The sequence below is a fragment of the Exiguobacterium sp. genome (assembly GCF_020832205.1).
In the GTDB taxonomy this organism is placed as follows: domain Bacteria; phylum Bacillota; class Bacilli; order Exiguobacteriales; family Exiguobacteriaceae; genus Exiguobacterium.
Genome location: NZ_JAFIFD010000051.1, coordinates 1 through 18,905, shown reverse-complemented (window position 1 = coordinate 18,905; position 18,905 = coordinate 1). Strand labels below are relative to the sequence as shown.

Annotated in this window: 23 protein-coding genes; 22 read left to right on the top strand and 1 reads right to left on the bottom strand. The window is 55.2% G+C overall.

The window, feature by feature from the left end; translation table 11 throughout:
• The first annotated feature begins 79 nt into the window (after window positions 1-79).
• The 18 genes from JJU47_RS13755 to greA all read left to right on the top strand — a co-directional run bounded on the left by JJU47_RS13755 (window position 80) and on the right by greA (window position 14,151).
• Window positions 80-352 carry an HU family DNA-binding protein gene (locus tag JJU47_RS13755; RefSeq protein WP_228620488.1) on the top strand — a complete coding sequence of 91 codons (273 nt, stop codon included), beginning with the start codon at window positions 80-82 and terminating at the stop codon, window positions 350-352.
• 126 nt (window positions 353-478) lie between these two features.
• Window positions 479-1,051: a heptaprenyl diphosphate synthase component 1 gene (locus JJU47_RS13750; protein ID WP_228620486.1), complete on the top strand. Its 573-nt coding sequence runs from the start codon at window positions 479-481 to the stop codon at window positions 1,049-1,051.
• A 17-nt stretch (window positions 1,052-1,068) separates the two neighbouring features.
• Complete coding sequence (locus JJU47_RS13745; protein ID WP_483298131.1) at window positions 1,069-1,773, top strand: demethylmenaquinone methyltransferase; 705 nt, start codon at window positions 1,069-1,071, stop codon at window positions 1,771-1,773.
• Window positions 1,774-1,776: 3 nt separating this feature from the next.
• Entirely contained in the window at window positions 1,777-2,739 is a 963-nt protein-coding gene (locus tag JJU47_RS13740) for a polyprenyl synthetase family protein (RefSeq protein WP_228620482.1), read from the top strand.
• 91 nt (window positions 2,740-2,830) lie between these two features.
• Entirely contained in the window at window positions 2,831-3,247 is a 417-nt protein-coding gene (gene ndk, locus JJU47_RS13735) for a nucleoside-diphosphate kinase (RefSeq protein WP_228620480.1), read from the top strand.
• A 114-nt stretch (window positions 3,248-3,361) separates the two neighbouring features.
• Window positions 3,362-4,141, top strand: a complete 780-nt coding sequence (locus JJU47_RS13730; RefSeq protein ID WP_228620536.1) for a CheR family methyltransferase — start codon at window positions 3,362-3,364, stop codon at window positions 4,139-4,141.
• Window positions 4,142-4,151: 10 nt separating this feature from the next.
• Complete coding sequence (gene aroC / locus JJU47_RS13725; RefSeq protein WP_228620478.1) at window positions 4,152-5,315, top strand: chorismate synthase; 1,164 nt, start codon at window positions 4,152-4,154, stop codon at window positions 5,313-5,315.
• Complete coding sequence (locus JJU47_RS13720) at window positions 5,309-6,394, top strand: 3-dehydroquinate synthase (RefSeq protein ID WP_228620476.1); 1,086 nt, start codon at window positions 5,309-5,311, stop codon at window positions 6,392-6,394. Before aroC ends, JJU47_RS13720 begins: the two co-directional genes overlap by 7 nt.
• Window positions 6,357-7,607 (top strand): 3-phosphoshikimate 1-carboxyvinyltransferase, encoded by a 1,251-nt coding sequence (aroA, locus tag JJU47_RS13715; protein WP_228620474.1) that lies wholly within the window; start codon window positions 6,357-6,359, stop codon window positions 7,605-7,607. Before JJU47_RS13720 ends, aroA begins: the two co-directional genes overlap by 38 nt.
• A 34-nt stretch (window positions 7,608-7,641) precedes the next feature.
• Window positions 7,642-8,913: a tetratricopeptide repeat protein gene (locus tag JJU47_RS13710; RefSeq protein WP_228620472.1), complete on the top strand. Its 1,272-nt coding sequence runs from the start codon at window positions 7,642-7,644 to the stop codon at window positions 8,911-8,913.
• Between the two features lie 24 nt (window positions 8,914-8,937).
• A complete protein-coding gene (locus JJU47_RS13705) occupies window positions 8,938-9,471 on the top strand; it encodes a ReoY family proteolytic degradation factor (protein WP_228620470.1) in 534 nt (177 codons plus the stop codon).
• Between the two features lie 161 nt (window positions 9,472-9,632).
• The gene (locus tag JJU47_RS13700; RefSeq protein ID WP_228620468.1) at window positions 9,633-10,073 is read left to right on the top strand and encodes a DUF2487 family protein; all 441 of its coding nucleotides are present in this window, start codon (window positions 9,633-9,635) and stop codon (window positions 10,071-10,073) included.
• Window positions 10,074-10,183: 110 nt separating this feature from the next.
• Window positions 10,184-10,687: a QcrA and Rieske domain-containing protein gene (locus JJU47_RS13695; protein ID WP_228620466.1), complete on the top strand. Its 504-nt coding sequence runs from the start codon at window positions 10,184-10,186 to the stop codon at window positions 10,685-10,687.
• Between the two features lie 15 nt (window positions 10,688-10,702).
• The gene (qcrB, locus tag JJU47_RS13690; protein ID WP_024370190.1) at window positions 10,703-11,374 is read left to right on the top strand and encodes a menaquinol-cytochrome c reductase cytochrome b subunit; all 672 of its coding nucleotides are present in this window, start codon (window positions 10,703-10,705) and stop codon (window positions 11,372-11,374) included.
• A gap of 32 nt (window positions 11,375-11,406) precedes the next feature.
• Window positions 11,407-12,201 carry a menaquinol-cytochrome c reductase cytochrome b/c subunit gene (locus JJU47_RS13685; RefSeq protein WP_228620464.1) on the top strand — a complete coding sequence of 265 codons (795 nt, stop codon included), beginning with the start codon at window positions 11,407-11,409 and terminating at the stop codon, window positions 12,199-12,201.
• A gap of 98 nt (window positions 12,202-12,299) precedes the next feature.
• Window positions 12,300-12,914 carry a DUF1405 domain-containing protein gene (locus JJU47_RS13680; protein ID WP_228620462.1) on the top strand — a complete coding sequence of 205 codons (615 nt, stop codon included), beginning with the start codon at window positions 12,300-12,302 and terminating at the stop codon, window positions 12,912-12,914.
• A 38-nt stretch (window positions 12,915-12,952) separates the two neighbouring features.
• Complete coding sequence (locus tag JJU47_RS13675) at window positions 12,953-13,636, top strand: zinc metallopeptidase (RefSeq protein ID WP_228620460.1); 684 nt, start codon at window positions 12,953-12,955, stop codon at window positions 13,634-13,636.
• Window positions 13,637-13,686: 50 nt separating this feature from the next.
• Window positions 13,687-14,151, top strand: a complete 465-nt coding sequence (greA, locus tag JJU47_RS13670) for a transcription elongation factor GreA (RefSeq protein WP_228620458.1) — start codon at window positions 13,687-13,689, stop codon at window positions 14,149-14,151.
• A gap of 238 nt (window positions 14,152-14,389) precedes the next feature.
• Here greA and JJU47_RS13665 read toward each other — a convergent pair whose 3' ends face one another.
• A complete protein-coding gene (locus tag JJU47_RS13665) occupies window positions 14,390-15,265 on the bottom strand; it encodes a YitT family protein (protein WP_228620456.1) in 876 nt (291 codons plus the stop codon).
• A 112-nt stretch (window positions 15,266-15,377) separates the two neighbouring features.
• Between JJU47_RS13665 and bshB1 the strand changes: the two genes are divergently transcribed.
• The 4 genes from bshB1 to JJU47_RS13645 form a co-directional block, all read left to right on the top strand.
• A complete protein-coding gene (gene bshB1, locus JJU47_RS13660) occupies window positions 15,378-16,061 on the top strand; it encodes a bacillithiol biosynthesis deacetylase BshB1 (RefSeq protein WP_300997944.1) in 684 nt (227 codons plus the stop codon).
• Window positions 16,058-17,179 carry an N-acetyl-alpha-D-glucosaminyl L-malate synthase BshA gene (gene bshA, locus JJU47_RS13655; RefSeq protein WP_228620452.1) on the top strand — a complete coding sequence of 374 codons (1,122 nt, stop codon included), beginning with the start codon at window positions 16,058-16,060 and terminating at the stop codon, window positions 17,177-17,179. The genes bshB1 and bshA overlap by 4 nt, the downstream gene beginning before the upstream one ends.
• The gene (locus JJU47_RS13650; RefSeq protein ID WP_228620449.1) at window positions 17,176-18,318 is read left to right on the top strand and encodes a CCA tRNA nucleotidyltransferase; all 1,143 of its coding nucleotides are present in this window, start codon (window positions 17,176-17,178) and stop codon (window positions 18,316-18,318) included. Before bshA ends, JJU47_RS13650 begins: the two co-directional genes overlap by 4 nt.
• A partial coding sequence (locus tag JJU47_RS13645) for a biotin--[acetyl-CoA-carboxylase] ligase (RefSeq protein WP_228620447.1) occupies window positions 18,291-18,905 on the top strand: 615 nt, incomplete at its 3' end. The genes JJU47_RS13650 and JJU47_RS13645, both read left to right, overlap by 28 nt.

The window sequence follows — 18,905 nt, the reverse complement described above, 5'->3', positions numbered from 1 at the left end:
GCTTAAAAAATGTTGTCATATCAACGTTTGTACGATATGATTAATCCCGTAAACTCTCTGTGAGAGGAGGTGAATCGTGATGAACAAGACTGAATTGATCCAAGCAGTTGCTGAGAAAGCTGGCGTTTCGAAAAAAGAAGCGACGACAGTGGTAGAAGCTACATTTGAATCAATCACTGAAGCACTCCAAAACGGTGAGAAAATTCAATTGATCGGGTTTGGTACTTTCGAAGTTCGTGAGCGTGCTGCCCGTAAAGGTCGCAACCCACGTACGAAAGAAGATATCGAAATCCCTGCGAGCAAAGTCCCTGCTTTCAAAGCTGGTAAAGCGCTCAAAGACGCAGTTAAATAATGGGCAGTACATAAGTCGCCGCAAGGCGGCTTTTTTGTGTCCGTTTACGAGTTCGAATGGCGTGAATGTGACAAAAATGTGCTATACTATGTCAGAATGACAACGAAGAAGACGAGGGGGAATAGCATGGAACAGTGGACAAACGAAAGCGTTGTCACCGACCTTGCTCGTCAAATCGAAGGACGCATGAATCATCCGTATTTGACGAGACACGAGATTGTACCCGCAGTCGACATGCCTTTACTTCGTTGGATGGTCGAACTGATTGACAACGAATCAACCGAAGAGCGGCAACTCGTGCTCGCCACTTACTTTGCGCATCAGGCACTCGAGCTCCACGATCAAGTAAAGGATTGTCCGAACGGTTCTCTCGAACGCCAATTGAACGTGCTTGCGGGGGACTTCGCATCGGCTCAATTTTATAAAATATTAGCGCTGTTCCCGGCCGACTATAGCAATCGCTTCGGACAGACGGTCCAACTCGTCAACGGGGCAAAATGTACGCTCGCTTTAGACGACGACATATCGGTCGCAACTTGGATGGAAGCGAACTTTGGGTTGGTCAAGACGTTTTCTGAATTGATCGGTCAATCTTATTTGACGTCGTTCGGGAAACAAGTCATCGAACAAAGGGCAACAAGACTGCGCCAAGAACAACGAGAACAGCTATCGACGCTTCTTGCGCATGCTGTCGCTTAGAACGGAAAGGATGTTACGTGTTGCAACCGAAAGAAAAAGAGCAAAAAGTATATGACGTGTTTCAATCAATTTCACCGAGCTACGATACGATGAACTCGATCATCAGCTTTCGCCTCCATAAATGGTGGCGTAGAGCGACGATGCGGCAAATGCAAGTGTTTCCGGGTGCCAAATGCTTAGATGTGTGTTGCGGGACGGCCGATTGGACGATTCAACTCGCCGCGGCTGCAGGCAACACAGGCGTCGTCAAAGGACTCGACTTCTCTGAGAACATGCTCGCCGTCGGAAACGAAAAAGTAGCGGACATGCCGACGATCGAGCTCATTCATGGCAATGCGATGGCGTTGCCGTTCGGGGATGACTCGTTTGACTATGTGACGATCGGGTTCGGGTTGCGTAACGTCCCGGATTATATGACCGTGCTCCGTGAGATGCACCGCGTCTTGAAACCAGGAGGAACGGTCGTCTGTCTCGAGACGAGCCAACCGACCGCGCCGCTCTTCAGCGAGTTGTACCGGTTTTATTTCGGGACGGTCATGCCGCTCTTTGGCAAACTGTTCGCCGGCTCATACGACCAATACAAATGGCTGCAAGAGTCGACCGATGAGTTTCCGGACCGATTGACGCTCAAGCGGATGTTCGAAGAGGCCGGATTCGAGCAAGTCGAAGTGAAGCCGTTCTCCGGCGGTGCATGTGCCATGCACCTAGGAAAGAAGTGGTGACCGATGTCTTTGAAGCGACTGTATCGGCACATGAACCGCGAAATCGACCAAATCGATCGCTTCTTGTCGACGCGCGTCCGTACGGATCATCCGGTCATTGACGCGGCCTCGAGACAACTGCTCGACGCCGGCGGCAAACGAATCCGGCCCGCGTTCGTTCTGTTGAGCGCCGCGTTCGGACAAGACAACGATATTCGTTTGACAAAAGTGGCGGCCAGTCTCGAACTGATCCATATGGCGTCGCTCGTCCACGATGACGTCATCGACGACGCCACGCTCAGACGCGGCAAGCCGACCGTCATGGAACGTTACGATGAGCGCGTCGCCATGTATACGGGAAACACGTTGTTCGGCGAGGCGATCCGTCTCGTCTCAGAAGTCGATTCACCGGAAGTGATGCAAATCATGGCCGAGACGATGGAGTTGATTTGTATCGGGGAAATCAACCAAATCCAAGATCAATACGATTGGGCGCAATCCCCGAAGCGCTACTTGGACCGGATCGCCCGGAAGACGGCGCTTCTCATCGAGACGAGCTGCGCGGCCGGCGCCGTCGTTTCGGGCGCTTCCCCTGAAGTCGTCAAACAGCTTCGGCTGTTCGGGTATGATATCGGGATGGCGTTCCAAATGACAGACGACCTCCTCGATTTCACGGCGAAAAGTTTTCAGCTCGGTAAACCGGTCGGTGAAGATTTGAAGCACGGCCATAAAACGTTACCGCTCTTCTATTCAGCGGAAGACCCGTTGTTTTATGATCGGCTGAAACAAGTCACCCAGACGTCCAGTTACGAGTTGACCCAAACGCTCGTGCGTGAAGTACAACGCAACGGGACGCTCGAACGGAGCCAGCGGACGATCGATCGCTATGTACGTCGCGCGATTGAGCGGCTCGAGCCGTTACCTGACGTGCCAGACAAACGTTCACTCATTGAGATCGCCGAATATATCGGCAAACGAAAATGGTGATTTGGACGTTGTAACCCCTTTCATTAATGGGAGTGACCGTGTAAACTGATAGAGTACATGGTACACACATTGATTTAGGGGGATTAGGGGAATGGAAAAGACATTTTTAATGGTAAAGCCGGACGGCGTGGCGCGCGGTTTGATTGGGGAAATCATCACGCGCTTTGAGAACAAAGGGTACACGTTGAACCGGCTCGAGATGATGACGCCGTCAAAAGAAACCGCAGAAGCGCACTATGCGGAACATAACGAAAAACCGTTCTTCGGAGAACTCGTCGCCTTTTTAACGTCAGGTCCTGTCGTGGCGATGGAGTGGGAAGGCGAGAACGTCATCGCCGTCTCGCGCATGATGATCGGGAAGACGAACCCGCTTGATGCACAGCCGGGGACGATTCGCGGCGACTTGGCCTCGACGATGTCTCAAAACGTCATCCACGGGTCCGATAGCTTAGAAAGCGCCGAGCGCGAACTGTCGCTCTGGTTTGCCTCTGAAGCATCACACGTTTGATGACGAGGAAAGGGACGGGGCGACCTGTCCCTTTTTCTATTGGTAATAAAGCGCTTTCGTCACGACACGTATGAACATATAGGAGAAGAGAAAGAATTGAGGTTGGAACTGGTGATAAATGATTATGCCATCTTCGTGAAGAAGTTTTATATGAAATCTGGAATCGACTTGAATTTATATAAGGAAGCACAAATGAAGCGCCGGATGATTGCCCTCCGGGAGAAGAAAGGCTACGCCACGTTCATCGAGTACTTTAAAGCGATGGAGGCAGACCGTGGGCTTTACGAAGAGTTTCTCGACCGAATGACGATCAACGTCAGCGAATTTTACCGGAATCCGATCCGTTGGCAGCAGCTCGAGACGGACATCTTGCCGGATTTGATTCGGAGAAGCCAAGGGAAGCTCCGGGTATGGAGTGCGGCTTGTTCGACGGGAGAAGAGCCTTATTCGCTAGCGATGTTGCTATCCAAGCATTTGTCACCTGCCCAGTTCTCGATTACGGCGACGGACTTAGACGACGTGGTGCTCGAAAAAGCGAAGCAAGGAAAGTACCATGAACGCGCCCTTGTCGATTTGCCGGACGAGTTTCGTCAACGTTATTTCACGCGGCGCGGTGACGACTATTACATCACGGAAGATATTAAAAAGCTTGTCACGTTCAAAAAACATAACTTGCTCGCCGACTTGTACGAGCGTAACTTTGATTTGATCGTCTGCCGCAACGTCTTGATTTATTTCACCGAGGAAGCGAAAGAGAAAGTATATAAATCGTTCCATCGGTCACTGCGACCGGGCGGCATGTTATTCGTCGGCGGGACCGAGCAGATTTTCCAACCGAAACGCTACGGCTATCGGATGAAGCAAAGTTTCTTTTATGAAAAATTTGAAGAGTGAGGTGTCGCGTATGCGTTATTTGACGGCAGGAGAGTCACACGGACCAGGTTTGACCGTTATCGTCGAAGGAGTGCCGGCAGGGCTAGACGTCGATATCGATGCGATCAATCAAGAACTGAAAAAACGACAATCGGGTTACGGCCGGGGACGGCGGATGCAAATCGAGTCCGACCGCGTCGAAGTCAAAGCCGGGATTCGTCACGGACGGACGACGGGCGCCCCGATCTCGTTTTGGATTGAAAACAAAGACCACACCCATTGGCGCAACGTCATGCAAGCCGAGCCGATCGCGGACGATCTCGAAGTGAAACGGCGCGTCGTCCGGCCGCGCCCGGGCCACGCTGACTTGGTCGGCGGACTCAAATATGACCATCGCGATCTTCGGGACGTGCTCGAGCGTTCAAGCGCCCGTGAGACAGCGGCGCGAGTCGCTGTCGGTGCCCTCAGCAAGCAATTGCTCGCAACGGTCGGGATGACCGTGTTCAGCTATGTGAACGTGATCGGCGGTGTCGAGGCGGAAGCAACGGAAGCCGACTCGAAACAAAGCTTGATGGCGGCGGTCGAAGCTTCCCCGGTGCGAACGTTCGACGCTGACGCGGCCGAACGGATGATGCGATTGATCGACGAGGCGAAAGCGGCGGGTGACTCACTCGGCGGCGTCGTCACGACAGAAGTGCACGGGGTCATCCCGGGCCTCGGGTCATACGTCCAATATGACCGAAAACTTGATGCGAAAATCGCCCAGGCGGTCATGAGCGTCAATGCGATCAAAGGCGTTGCGTTCGGTGACGGCTTCGGCATGGCGTATCGTCCGGGTTCTGAAGTGATGGACCCGATCGCATATGGCGACACCGGCTATACGAGACTGTCCAATCACCTCGGCGGATTCGAGGGCGGCATGACGACCGGGATGCCGATTATTTGTACGGCGGTCATGAAACCGATCCCGACGCTTTATAAACCGCTCCCGTCAGTCGACATCGAGACGAAAGAAGCGTTCCTCGCTCAAATCGAGCGAAGTGACGCCTGTGCCGTGCCTGCGGCTTCGCTCGTCGTCGAGGCGGTCGTCGCGTTCGAACTCGCCCGCGAGCTGTGCGAGACGTTCGGGCATGACACGGTCGGACGGATTCAAGGCCGCGTCGCGGCTTACCGCGAGGAGGTCCGTACATGGTGACGATTCACATCGACGCCTCGCGCCCATATGAAGTAACGATTGAACGCGGTGATGCCTGGCTCGACCGCGTTCCTTATTTTTCGTGCTCGTCCGTCTGGGTCGTGACCGATGAGACGGTCGACGAGCGACACGGCGCCTCGCTGCGCCGCCGCCTCGCGGCCGTTCATCCGTCAGTCGTCTGGTCGGTCGTACCGCCTGGTGACGGTTCGAAGTCGCTCGAGACGATTGAACGTCTCGTCGCAGAAGGGCTGACGGCCGGGTGTGACCGGGAGACGCTCATTCTTGCCTTCGGCGGGGGGATGGTCGGAGACTTGGCCGGTTTTCTCGCGAGCGTCTATATGCGGGGCGTCCGTTACGCGCAAGTACCGACGACGATATTAGCCCACGACTCGGCAGTTGGCGGCAAAGTCGCGGTGAATCATCCGCTCGCCAAAAATGCGATCGGCGCCTTTTATCAACCGGTCGGAGTCCACTATGACGTCACACTTCTGGAGACGCTCGCCGATCGCGAGGTGTTGAGCGGACTCGGCGAACTGATCAAACACGCCTATTTGTCCCGCTACGTCCTTTGTGATTCGTTCGAAGAGGAACTGTTCGCGGCACTCGAGACAGGTCCGCTCGATTGGACGATCTGGCTCGCACGCGGGATCGAAGTGAAGCGGCGTGTCGTCGAAACGGATGAGCGTGAAGAAGGTGTGCGCGCTTGGCTCAATTTCGGTCATACGTTCGGCCATGCGCTCGAGTCGGTCGAACAGTATCGTCTCGCCCACGGAGAGGCCGTCCTGTATGGAATGGTGTACGCGTTTCTGGTCGCCGGCGACGTTCGGCGGGCCGAACTGCTCACGGCGTGGATCAAACAACACGACGTCACGCCGATCGACTGGCAACCGTTCGATGTGTACGCGGCGAAGATGAAGCGGGATAAGAAGAATCGTGACGGCGACGTGCGCTTCGTCTTGCTCGGCGAGCGAGTCACGGTCGAACCTGTCACACCAGAACGGCTCGAGGCCGTATTCAATCAAATGAGAGGGTGGATGCAAAATGGGATTGAACGGAACCATTCGCGTACCGAGCGATAAATCGATCACGCATCGTGCCATCATGTTCGGGGCGGTCGCGGCCGGTCGGACGGTCGTTTTGAAACCGTTACTCGGGGAGGACTGCCGGTCGACGATCGAAGCCGTCCGTCGTCTCGGGGCCACGGTCGAGGAAACGCCGGACGAACTCGTCATCACAGGTGTCCGGACGCTTTCGGCGGCGACACTCGACTGCGGGAACTCGGGGACGACGATGCGCCTGTTGGCCGGATTGTTGGCCGGCTACGACGGAGAATTCGTGTTGACTGGCGACGCTTCGCTCTCAAAACGGCCAATGCGCCGCGTGACGACGCCACTCCGCCAAATGAACGCGACGATTGCCGGGGACCACGCCCCGCTACACATTACCGGGGGAAGATTGCATGGGATCGACTATACCCTTCCCGTCGCAAGTGCCCAAGTGAAGTCGGCCGTCCTTTTGGCTGGACTCCGGGCAGACGGCGAGACGGTCGTACGCGAGCCGGTGTTGTCGCGTGACCATACCGAACGGTTGTTGCCGTTGTTCGGCGGAACGGTCACGATCGATGAAGAGAACGGCGTTCGCCTCATTCGGGTGACGCCGTCACAGCTCAAAGGAACGACGGTGACGATTCCAGCAGATCCGTCATCGGCCGCTTTCTTGTGGGCCGGGGCCGCCATTACCCCGAACAGTCGGGTGACGACGACCGACGTTTGTTTGAACGAGACGAGGATCGGTTTTTTGCGGACACTTGAACGGATGGGGGCGAACGTTGATGTCGAGCGCGTTCGCCCGCTCGGTGAAGAGACGGTAGCGGACGTGACCGTATCGACGAGCGAACTTCACGGTGTCGAGTTGTCGGGCGCTTCCATCCCGCACCAAATCGATGAGCTGCCATTGTTTGCGCTCGTCGCTTCCCAGGCGTCGAGCCCGTCTGTCGTTCGTGACGCGGCCGAGCTTCGGGTGAAAGAGACCGACCGCATCGTGACGGTCGTGACGGAATTACGGGCGCTCGGGATCGACATTCATGAGACAGAGGACGGCTTCATCGTCCATCCGAGTCAAATCCGCGGGGGCCGTGTGCGGGCCAACGGTGACCACCGGCTGTCGATGATGTTACAAGTGGCCGCCCTCTTGACCGAGGAGACGGTCGACATCGAAGGGATGGAAGTATCGGACGTCAGCTACCCGCATTTCCGTGACGATTTACAACGGCTCGGCCGTGAGATAGAATAACGTCAATAGCTGTTGTCGGTAGGAGGAAGATAGGATGTTAGATGAAACAGAATTAAACCATATCATTGAGATGCTCGAAACAGGCGAGACGGAGCACGCCCTCATGCATCTCGAAGCGCTCGAGAAGGACGGTTCAGACGAAGATCGGCTCGCCATCGCCGACTTGTATCTCGAGCTCGGCCTCGCCGATCGGGCCGTGAACGTGCTCGCCGCCTTGTATGTCGATTATGCCGGTAACCCGCACGTCGCCTTGTCGCTCGCGGAAGCGTACCTCGACAGCGACCGTGAGGAAGAAGCGATCGCCGTGCTTGAAAAGATCGAAGCGACGGACAAGGAAGCCCACGTCCGAAGTCTCGTCTTGCTCGCCGACTTATATCAGTCCCAAGGACTCGATGAAGTCGCCGTCAAAAAATTGATGGAGGCACTCGAGGCGAACCCGGACGAGCCGCTGCTCGTCTACGGCCTCGCCGAACTATACGCCTCGATCGGATCGTTCGAGCAGGCCGTACCGTTGTATGCGCGACTGCCGCATTTGAAACTGCCTGAAGAGATTGACTATCAAGCCGACTACGCTGAAGCGCTCACGATGATCGGCTCGTTCGAAGAGGCGCTCGATGAGTTCGAGAAGACGAAAGACCGCAACTTGAACACGGTGTTCGGACACGCCATGACGGCGCATCGGATCAGCCGTGACGAGGTGGCTGTCAAGCAGTTCGAAGAGCTCCGGACGATGGACCCTGACTTCACGTCGCTCTATTTACCGTACACGGAAGCCCTCGAGGCGCTCGGCCGGATCGACGAGGCGCTCGAGATGATCGGGCAAGGTATCGACCGCGATGATTACAACGATGAGTTGCGGACGGTGAAAGCGAAGCTGTACCTTCGCCAAAACCGAGTCGACGAAGCGGTCACAGAGCTCCGGGAAGCGCTCGCGTTGAACCCGGAATCGCTCGAAGCGACCGAACTGCTCCTGTCGGTGTTGTTTGAAACGGGCGACATGGAAGCGGTCATCGAGACGATCGATGCGCTCGAGGATCATTCGACGTCGCCGCTCATGACATGGTACAAAGCGAAAGCGGCCTATGAGCTTGAAGTGTATGATCAAGCCGTCACGTTGTATGCGTCGATTGAAGACGTTTATAAAGAGGACGTGTCATTTGCGATGGAATGGGCTACACTGTTAGTAGAAGAAGGACAGCGAGACAAAGCACAACGAGTGCTCGAGCAAACGCTTGCGCTCTCCGTCGACGTGGACGACCGCCAAGTGCTTGAAGAGCGGCTCGATCAGTTGACGGATCGCGATTAATCGATATAAAGGAGATGGGGTCATATGGTGGAGCGGAAAAAGAATTTCTTGAAGCGATTTCTCGCTCATCATACGCTTCGTAAACGAGAGGCCAAATGGATTATCGATTACTGGCTTAGACATCCGGAGAAACTCGGCAACGTCCACTTCGTGACGAACGCCTCGGTGTCACCGCGCAGTCTCGTCATGACGGCTTATGGATTCGACGGGGAGCCGTTCCGCTACCGGCGTGGCGATCTCGTCACCGTCAACCCGGAAAAGGCGTATCATGACATTCGGCTTCATGACGGTGCGATTTACGTCGAACTCAATTTCCAAGGCATGATGATCGATGAGAGTTGGGTCGACATCGTCGAACCGAACCCGTTCGAACCCGTCGCTGAAGTGAGGGACGAAGTGACGACATCGGCCCAGACGGTCATTCGCGCTTCTGTCGCCCAGTTTGAAGAAGAGCGGCTGCTCGTCGAGATCGATGAGGCACTCGACCGTCGCGATGAGAAGTTGTTTCGGAATTTGACGAGCAAGCTCCATCAAGTCCGGGCCTCAAAATTATTTTAGGAAAAACAAGCGCTTCCGTTATGGGTTGCGCTTGTTTTTTGGTATATTAATGACGTAGGAATACACAATAATTTCACATTTCGTTCATAACTTTGAACAAGCAATGAACGAAGGTGCGATACAATAGACATGATGAATCATGTCTAGAGAGGAGGGTGAAGATGAGGTTCGATAGTCAAGATGCCAAACGTTCATTGACGGAGCGTCAATACGTCGATACGCTCATCGTTCCACTCGCAGAATTGGCGTTTGATGACGAGATGGTCCGCAAGGCCGAAAGTTATGAAGTGGTCCAAGCGGTAGCGCTCGAGACCGAACGACAACTCTCTGGACGGACGATGCTCAGCCCGACGATCAGTTACGTGGACGTAGATGCCGGTCATGCGTTGAGCGAGGCGGTTTACGACAAGGCGACGGCGTCGGGGTTCACACACGTGTTGTTCATCTCTTCAGACGTTCGCTTCAAAGCGTTCGAGTTACCGATCATCTTCGTGCCGCCGCTTGCGTTAAAAGGCATGTCGGCCGAGCAGTCGCATACGATGGTTCAAAATTTTGCGACGCAAGTCATCACCGAGCTTTCGGGCCGTTGGATGGCGACATGAAGCGGTTGACGTAGAGGTTTTATTGATATACTATTTTGTTGAGTGAGAAATTTTTGTGAAGAATGCATAAAGAATTATGGGGTTATGCACACGAATGAGGGGGGAACGAAATGGCTCAAAAAGGGTCAAAAGTCACACGCCGTCAGTTCTTAACGTACACGCTGACTGGAGTAGGTGGCTTTATGGCGGCAACATTGATCAGTCCGATGGTCAACTTTGCGATCGATCCGGTACTCAAAAAATCGGATGCGGGCGACAAAGTACGAGTTATGAGTCTCGATGACATCACGACTGAGCCGCAACGTGTCGACTTTAAAAAACAAACGCAAGACGCTTGGTATGAATTTGAAGAAACGCTTTCAGCTTGGGTCTTCAAAGATGAGAGCGGAGAGGTTATTGCCCTGTCTCCGATCTGTACACACTTAGGCTGTCAAGTAGGTTACGGCGGCGATCCGACGCGCCCGACAGAATTCTTCTGCCCGTGTCACTTCGGACGTTATACGAAAGACGGGACGAACATTCCTGGTACGCCTCCGACATCACCACTTGCCCGTTATGAAAAAGAAGAAAAAGACGGCTTCCTATACTTGGGCAGTCCAGTCACACAGTTGTGAGAGGGGGAATAGTCGATGTTACAAAAGATTTATGATTGGGTCGATGAACGCGTCGACATCACGCCGTTATGGCGCGACATCGCTGACCATGAAGTTCCAGAACACGTCAACCCTGCCCATCACTTTTCAGCATTTGTATATTGCTTCGGCGGTTTGACGTTCTTCACGATCGTCATTCAAATCCTGTCAGGGATGTTTTTGACGATGTATTACGTGCCGGATATCATCAACGCGCACGCGTCGGTATATTACTTGCAAAATGAGATCGCACACGGCCAAATCGTCCGTGGGATGCACCACTGGGGTGCGTCGGTCGCCATCGTCATGTTGTTCTTACATACGCTCCGCGTATTCTTTACCGGATCGTATAAAAAGCCGCGCGAGCTCAACTGGGTCGTCGGTGTCCTATTGTTCTTCGTCGTCTTGGCGCTCGGTCTCACAGGTTACTTGTTGCCATGGGATATGAAAGCGTTGTTCGCGACGAAAGTTACGCTTCAGATTGCAGAGAGTGTCCCGGTCATCGGTGGCATCGCTAAGACGCTTCTCGCCGGTGGCGAGATTGTCGGTGCGCGGACGCTCACGAACTTCTTCGCCGTTCACGTCTTCTTCTTGCCGGCGGCCTTGTTCGGACTTCTCGGAGCTCACTTCTTGATGATTCGTAAACAAGGAATTTCTGGACCGCTTTAAGCCGGTACGAGGAAAAAAGGGGGAGAAACGATATGCATCGCGGTAAAGGGATGAAATTTGTGACCGACTCTCGAGTAGGAATCTCGAATCGGAAACAAAATATTGCGAAAGACTATTCAGAATACCCAGGACGCACTGAAGCGTTCTGGCCGAACTTCTTGCTGAAGGAGTGGATGGTCGGGTCGGTCTTCTTGATCGGATTCATCGCTTTGACAATCGTCGAGGCGCCACCGCTCCAAAATATCGCCGATCCAACGAACACGTCATACATTCCGCTTCCGGACTGGTATTTCTTGTTCTTGTATCAATTGCTCAAATACCAGTTCGCGGCTGGAGATTGGATTTTACTCGGGACAGTCATCATGCCGGGGGTAGCGTTCACCGCGCTTCTCATCGCGCCTTGGCTCGACCAAGGACTTGAACGTCGCCCGGCGAAACGCCCGGTCGCGGTCAGTTTCATGTTGCTCGGTATCCTTTCAATCGTCTACTTGACGTGGGAATCGGTCCAAACGACGCACTGGGACCAAGTTCACGAGCAAGGGATTCTCGTCGTACCGGGCGAAGGCCCGGAAATCGACACGGCGGCGCCGGGTTACGAGATTTACGCGGCCCAGTCTTGTGTCAACTGTCACGGTCAGAACCTTGAAGGCGGCGCAGCGGCACCACCTCTTGTTGGAACAGCTTATACAGCTGAAGAGATTGCTGAAATCTCGGTCAACGGGATCGGGGCCATGCCGGCCGGACAATGGGAAGGCTCGGACGAAGACCTTCAAGCCATGTCTGAATTCATCGCTTCATACGGTGAAGGCGGAGAGAACAACGAATAACACACGCCTAGAAGTGTAGCCCCGTCAAACGGGTTACACTTCTTTTACTTTTCTCGTCCACGCACGCTACAATAGAGAAAAAAGGATGGTTCACTCGAATGCTACATATGTTGCGCCCACTGCTCACTCATCGCATCGTCTTGATGACGCTGTTCGTCATTAACTTGCTCGGAACAATCTACGGATACGTTTGGTACGAGCCACAGCTACGCGACACCCCGCTCCTGTATTGGCCGTTCGTCCCAGACAGCCCGACGGCGTCACTTTTCTTCACGATCGTGCTCGGTCTTTGGATCGCGGGGAAGAAGTCACCGCTCATGGAGACGCTCGCGTTTATTACGCTCATCAAATATGGCCTCTGGGCCGTCGTCATGAACTTGCTGTTCTTGCGGACGCTCGGGAGTGATGCCGAGACCGTCACGGTGCTCATGGCCGTCATGCTCATGGTGTCGCACGGGGCGATGGCGTTCCAGGCACTGTTGTACGCACCGTTCATGAAATGGACGGTTCGGTCGTTCGTCTTGACGTTGATTTGGGTCGTCCATAACGACGTCGTCGACTACGTTCTCGGCCAATGGCCGCGTTATCCGTCGCTCGCCGAGCATATCATGTGGATCGGCTACGGCTCGTTCTGGCTTACGGGATTGTGTTTTTTTGTGGGATACAAGCTCATCCTGCGCAGTTCACTTGATAATAAGGTCATAAGAATGTAAAATCGAAGTATCAAATACACGCAGAGGTGATATAGAAAATGTCATTAGGTGGCTATATTTTCTATCTTGCACTGATCATGCTCATCCCGTTATGGGCTCAGATGCGAGTGAAAAGCACGTATAAGAAATTTTTACAGCAACGTCTCCAAAGTGGGGTTACCGGCGCTCAAGTCGCCGACTTCATCATGAAACAAAACGGCGTCCGCGATGTCCGAATCGAGATGGTCGATGGCTTGATGAGCGACCATTATGACCCGGTCAACAAAGTCGTCCGCTTGTCGCGTGAAGTGTACCAAGGCTCGACGATTTCATCTGCTGCGATCGCGGCCCATGAGATCGGGCACGTCATTCAAGACGCGACCGACTACAAGATGATGCGTGTCCGTCATCGTCTCGTCCCGGTCGTGAACATCACGTCGAACTTGTCGTTCCCACTCCTTCTCGGTGGTTTCCTCTTAGGTGCGATGGGACTCGCCCAACTCGGTGTCATCATGATGCTCGGTGCGGTCATGTTCCAGCTCGTGACTCTTCCGGTCGAATTCGACGCTTCGAAGCGTGCGATGGCTGAACTGACGAGTCACGGCATCGTGACGGCGACAGAAGAATCAGGCGCACGGAAAGTGCTCAATGCGGCTGCTTGGACGTACGTCGCGGCGACACTCGTCGCCGTCGCCGAACTCATCCGTTTGGCGCTCATCGTCTTCATGCCGCGAAACGACTAAAACCAATCCCGTCTTTGGACGGGATTTTTTACCTTTAAAGGAGGGGACCGATGATGGGACGAAAATTGACGAGCGCAGGATATGCCCGGTTAAAAGAAGAGCTCGCCGACTTGCGCGAAGCCGGAAGAAAGCGGGCGCTTGAGCGTGTGAAGGACGCACGTAAATTTTGCGACTTTCGTGAAGACGTCACCTATACGGAGGCGGTCCGCGAACAAGAGCGAATCGAAGCTAAAATTGTCGAACTTGAGCGTCTGCTCGCTGATGCCGTCATCGTCGAAACGGGTCGTCCCGACGTCGTCGCGTTCGGAAGCCAAGTTGTCATTCGCGAGATACCGAACGGGGACGAAGAGACGTATCGCCTCGTCGGGGAACTCGAAGCCGATTTGGCGGAAGGGACAATTTCCGTGACGTCCCCGCTCGGCAACGGCTTGATGGGATGCGTCGTCGGTCAATCGGTTTCAATTGATTCACCGGGCGGGACGCTCGACTTTGAGATTGTCCATATCGAACGATGACGAAGCGGGCGCCTCATGAGCCAGCGACCGTTCGAACGAAAACAGGCCACGAGGAGCGAATACATCGCTCTCGTGGCCTGTTTTATGTCCGCATGTCGTAACGATACGGACCGATGCAATCTTTCCGACATCCGTGACTAAAACGTGTCTCGTCTCCACTCGGCATCCTTAAGAAAAGTGCCGTCGGGCTAGTCCGCCTCTAACGGTCCGAGCACGGAACGGAAGCAAGTGGGTTACTTCATTTTAACGGGACCCGGTTCTCATCGAACGTGAACCCTTCACCGCCGACTTCATACACGTGGTGGAACGTGACGAACGCATGCGGGTCGATTTGTTTGACAATCGTTTTCAGACGGTTCACTTCGTTGCGCCCGACGACGACGTAAAGCACTTCGAGCTCTTTGTTCGAATATCCGCCTTTGGCGATGAGTCGTGTCGTCCCGCGGTTCATCGTCGCATGGATGCCGTCGGCGATCGCCGTCCGGTGGTCGCTGATGATCATCGCGGCTTTGCCGGCATACGTCCCTTCCTGCATCGAATCGATGACGCGAGCCCCGATATAAACCGCGAGGAGCGTATACATCGCCTCATGGATTTCGAGGTACGTCAAGCTGAGGACGATGACGAAGAAGTCAAAGACGAGGAACGTCTTACCGATCGACCAGCCGACGTACCGCTGGACGAGGCGGGCGATGATGTCGACGCCGCCGGTCGTGCCCCCGTTGTTAAAGATGATGCCGAGACCGACGCCGATGAACAGTCCGGCGAACAAACTCGCGAGCACCATATCATCGGTCAAGTCGATGACGAGAGTCGAATATTTGGCGATGAGCGCGTACCAAATTGAAAAGCTGAACGTACCGATGAGCGTATAGATGAACGTTGTCCGCCCGAGCAGCTTGTAGCTGACGAAGAAGAGCGGGATGTTGAGCGCCAAGTTCGTGATCGACGGCGAAAGATCGAACAGGCCGCGCAAGATTAGGGTGATCCCGGTGAAACCGCCCTCCGCCAGATTGTTTTGGACGTTGAAATGGTAAACGCCAAACGCGAAAATAAATGAACCTATTAAGATGAAAAATATATTGCGAAATCGAATCGGCAACTGTACCGTCATTCGGTTCACCTCCCATCTAGTAGCGTACTCGAAAAACCTCTCGATTGACTACCCTGAACATATGACATTCGCGGGTGAGTCCGATATACTTTTCACAGAAGAGGTGATTTTTATGAAAATAGTAGCAATCGGGGCCCATCCGGACGATATCGAAATCGGAATCGCCGGCATGACAGCCCAATGGACGAGTGACGGGATCCCGGTCATGTACGTCGATTTGACGCGGGCCGAACTGTCATCGAACGGCGACGTCGCCACGCGGGCACGGGAAGCGGCCGAAGCCGACGAAGTGCTCGGTGTCCGTCGTGTCAATCTCGGCTTCCCGGACCGGGGACTCGCGGTGACCGACGCACACGTCGAAGCGCTCGTCCGACTCATCCGTACCGACCGCCCGACGCACGTCTTGTATCCATACGGTGTCGACCGCCATCCTGACCACGGTGCCTGTGCCCGTCTCGTCGAGGAGGCGCTCTTTAATGCCGGTATCCGTAAATACTTACCGGACGTGCCGGCCTATCGGCCGAACACCGTCTATCAATACATGATCAACGCGCTCGAGACACCGGACGTCTGTGTCGACATCTCGGAGACGATCGAGACGAAACTGCGGGCGCTCTCGGCTTATGCGAGTCAGTTCATGCCTGTCGACGGCGTCGCGACCCCGCTCACGGACGAATATGTCGAGCGTGTGCGGGCGCGGGAACGTCATTTCGGCAGCTTGATCGGGGCGGACTATGCCGAGGGACTCATGACGGTGAAACCTTACGTCGTCCACAAGGCAGGTGATCTCGCATGAAACTGCGCATCGGCGTCCTCTGTTATCCGTCGGTCGGCGGATCAGGCATTCTCGCCACCGAGCTCGGGATGAAACTCGCAGACCGCGGGCATGACGTTCATTTCATCACGTCGAGCATCCCGTTCCGCTTGAACGCCTATCATCCGAATATCACGTTCCACCAAGTCGAGATCAACCAATACTCGGTCTTTCGCTACCCGCCATACGATATCACGCTCGCCTCAAAAATCGCGAGTGTGATCGAGGCGTTCGGTTTAGACGTCATCCATGCCCATTATGCCGTGCCACATGCCGTCTGTGCCGCGCTCGGGCGTGAGATGGCCGGTCGGAAGATCCCGATCGTCTCGACGCTGCACGGTACCGACATCACGGTGCTCGGGGAAGACGAGGAATTGAAGCCGGCGATCCTTTACGGACTCCGACAATCGAACGCCATCACGGCTGTCTCAGACAGTTTGAGACGAGAGACGCTCGAGCGGATCGCACCGGACTTGACGATCAACGTCATCCATAATTTCATCGACGAGTCGGTGTACAAGCCGCAGGCGGACTCCGCGTTGCGAGAACGTTACGGTTTGAACGCCACCGATCGGGTCGTCATCCACGTCTCGAACTTCCGGCAAGTGAAGCGGATCGACCTCGTCCTCGAGGCGTTCAAACTGCTGAACGTCCCGAACAAGAAGTTGCTGCTCGTCGGGGACGGTCCGCTCATGGGCGCGATGCGTCGTCTCGTCAGCGAGATGGGACTCGAACAGAACGTCATCTTCGCCGGGAAGCAAGAGCAAGTCGCGGAACTGTTGTCGATCAGTGACGTGCACGTCCTCTTGTCAGACAAAGAGGCGTTCGGTCTCGTCGCGCTCGAGGCGATGGCGACCGGTGTCCCGTCCGTCGTCAGTGATGCCGGCGGATTGCCTGAAGTGATCACAGACGGAGTCGAAGGTTACGTCGTCGCTCGCGGGGATGTCCCCGGGGCCACGGCGGCACTTGAAGCAATTTTGCTCGATCCCGAGCTCCATGCGAAGCTGCGGGCCGGCGGTTTGAAACGGGCCGGACAGTTCGCCTCGCATGACATCGTCAACGCTTATGAACATCTATACGAACAGGTGGTGCACCGATGACCGAATGGGAATACGCGAAACGAATCATCGAGACGATCAACGCCCGTGGCGGAGAGGCGTACATCGTCGGCGGCGCCGTCCGTGACTATATGCTCGGCCACTTGCCGGACGACATCGACATCGCGACGTCGCTCTTCCCGGACGAGGTGCTGTCGCTGTTCCCGAAAGCGGTCCCGACCGGAATCGAACACGGGACGGTGACGGTCATTCTCGACCACCATCCGTTCGAAGTGACGACATTCCGTTCGGAAGGGACGTATTCTGACTCCCGCCGTCCGGACCGTGTCGCGCTCGGCGTCTCGCTCGAGGAGGACTTGCTCCGCCGCGACTTCACGATGAACGCGATGGCGTTCCATGATGGAAACGTCGTCGACTTGTTCGGTGGACGGCTCGATCTCGAGTCGGGCATCATCCGGACCGTCGGCAGCCCGTACGAGCGGTTCGGCGAGGACGCCCTCCGTATCATGCGCGCGTTCCGCTTCATGTCCCAACTCGATTTCACACTAGACGAGGAGCTGCGTCAGGCGGCCGAGTCACTCGGTCATAAACTCCGCCACATCGCCATGGAGCGGATCGCCATCGAGTTTGAGAAACTGATGGCTGGTCCGGCTTACAAGAAAGCGCTCACCGACCTCGTCGCCCTCGGCATCCATGAACATCTCCCGGACGTCACGGCGCCACTCGTCGAACACATCATCGCCGACGAGCGCAAACCGGTCAATGCGGCCGGGGGCTGGGCGTTGTTCGTCCATCACGCCGGCGACGCCGCTTGGCTCGCCCCGTGGAAGCGGTCGAACGCCTTGAAGCGCCAAGCCGTCGTCTTGTCCCGCTTGTTCTCGACCGGACTCGACACGTTCGCCGTCTACGAGACGGAAGAAGCGACGCTCGACACGTATTTACGGATGGAACGACGTGACGGTGTGTCGGCGTCCGAGCTGAAACGGACTTTACCGATCCAACATCGAAAGCAACTTCGTTTTGACGGGCGTGACGCGCTCGCGCTCGGGGCGGTCGGGGCGGAAATCAAAGGCGTCCTCGCTTATTTGGAACGGAGTGTCGTCCTCGGACAACTCGCGAACGACTCAGAGACGTTACGAAAGGAGGCGGTGTCGTGGCTTCAACGAGAGGAAAAGTGTTGAATTTGTTGCAAGACGGGGCGGTGTGGAGCGGTCAAGAATTGGCTCGGCGCTTAAATATTTCACGTACCGCTATTTGGAAACATATCGAGACGTTAAAACAAGACGGTTACGCCATCGAGACGATTCCAAGAAAAGGATACCAACTGCTCGAGCGCACTGATCGACTCGATGAACCGGCTTTCGTCTCGTTTCGACGTGGCCGGTTCGGACAGAACGTCTATGCGTACGAACGAGTCGATACGACGCAACGGCTCGCCCACGAGTTCGCACAAAAAGGAGCGCCGGAAGGCACGCTCGTCATGAGCGAAGAGCAGACGGCCGGGCGCGGTCAGCTCGGGCGGACGTGGTACAACCCGAGCCATGTCAACATCGCAGCGAGCATTATCCTGCGTCCGAGTCTTCCGATTCGGGAAGCGTCGAAATTGACGCTCATGGCAGCGAGCGCTTTCGCCAGTTCGCTCAACGAACAACATATCCCGGTCACGATCAAATGGCCGAATGATCTGTTGTTGAACGGAAAAAAGGTCGGGGGGATCTTGACCGAGATGCAGACGGAAGGGGACCGGATCCAAGCCGTCATTCTCGGT

Excerpts from the sequence above, each read along its gene's own strand:
- JJU47_RS13755 (WP_228620488.1), top strand. The coding sequence starts at position 80 with ATGAACAAGACTGAATTGATCCAAGCAGTTGCTGAGAAAGCTGGCGTT.
- JJU47_RS13750 (WP_228620486.1), top strand. The coding sequence starts at position 479 with ATGGAACAGTGGACAAACGAAAGCGTTGTCACCGACCTTGCTCGTCAA.
- JJU47_RS13740 (WP_228620482.1), top strand. The coding sequence starts at position 1,777 with ATGTCTTTGAAGCGACTGTATCGGCACATGAACCGCGAAATCGACCAA.
- ndk (WP_228620480.1), top strand. The coding sequence starts at position 2,831 with ATGGAAAAGACATTTTTAATGGTAAAGCCGGACGGCGTGGCGCGCGGT.
- aroC (WP_228620478.1), top strand. The coding sequence starts at position 4,152 with ATGCGTTATTTGACGGCAGGAGAGTCACACGGACCAGGTTTGACCGTT.
- JJU47_RS13720 (WP_228620476.1), top strand. The coding sequence starts at position 5,309 with ATGGTGACGATTCACATCGACGCCTCGCGCCCATATGAAGTAACGATT.
- aroA (WP_228620474.1), top strand. The coding sequence starts at position 6,357 with ATGGGATTGAACGGAACCATTCGCGTACCGAGCGATAAATCGATCACG.
- JJU47_RS13710 (WP_228620472.1), top strand. The coding sequence starts at position 7,642 with ATGTTAGATGAAACAGAATTAAACCATATCATTGAGATGCTCGAAACA.
- JJU47_RS13705 (WP_228620470.1), top strand. The coding sequence starts at position 8,938 with ATGGTGGAGCGGAAAAAGAATTTCTTGAAGCGATTTCTCGCTCATCAT.
- JJU47_RS13700 (WP_228620468.1), top strand. The coding sequence starts at position 9,633 with ATGAGGTTCGATAGTCAAGATGCCAAACGTTCATTGACGGAGCGTCAA.
- JJU47_RS13695 (WP_228620466.1), top strand. The coding sequence starts at position 10,184 with ATGGCTCAAAAAGGGTCAAAAGTCACACGCCGTCAGTTCTTAACGTAC.
- qcrB (WP_024370190.1), top strand. The coding sequence starts at position 10,703 with ATGTTACAAAAGATTTATGATTGGGTCGATGAACGCGTCGACATCACG.
- JJU47_RS13685 (WP_228620464.1), top strand. The coding sequence starts at position 11,407 with ATGCATCGCGGTAAAGGGATGAAATTTGTGACCGACTCTCGAGTAGGA.
- JJU47_RS13680 (WP_228620462.1), top strand. The coding sequence starts at position 12,300 with ATGCTACATATGTTGCGCCCACTGCTCACTCATCGCATCGTCTTGATG.
- JJU47_RS13675 (WP_228620460.1), top strand. The coding sequence starts at position 12,953 with ATGTCATTAGGTGGCTATATTTTCTATCTTGCACTGATCATGCTCATC.
- greA (WP_228620458.1), top strand. The coding sequence starts at position 13,687 with ATGATGGGACGAAAATTGACGAGCGCAGGATATGCCCGGTTAAAAGAA.
- JJU47_RS13665 (WP_228620456.1), bottom strand. The coding sequence starts at position 15,265 with ATGACGGTACAGTTGCCGATTCGATTTCGCAATATATTTTTCATCTTA.
- bshB1 (WP_300997944.1), top strand. The coding sequence starts at position 15,378 with ATGAAAATAGTAGCAATCGGGGCCCATCCGGACGATATCGAAATCGGA.
- bshA (WP_228620452.1), top strand. The coding sequence starts at position 16,058 with ATGAAACTGCGCATCGGCGTCCTCTGTTATCCGTCGGTCGGCGGATCA.
- JJU47_RS13650 (WP_228620449.1), top strand. The coding sequence starts at position 17,176 with ATGACCGAATGGGAATACGCGAAACGAATCATCGAGACGATCAACGCC.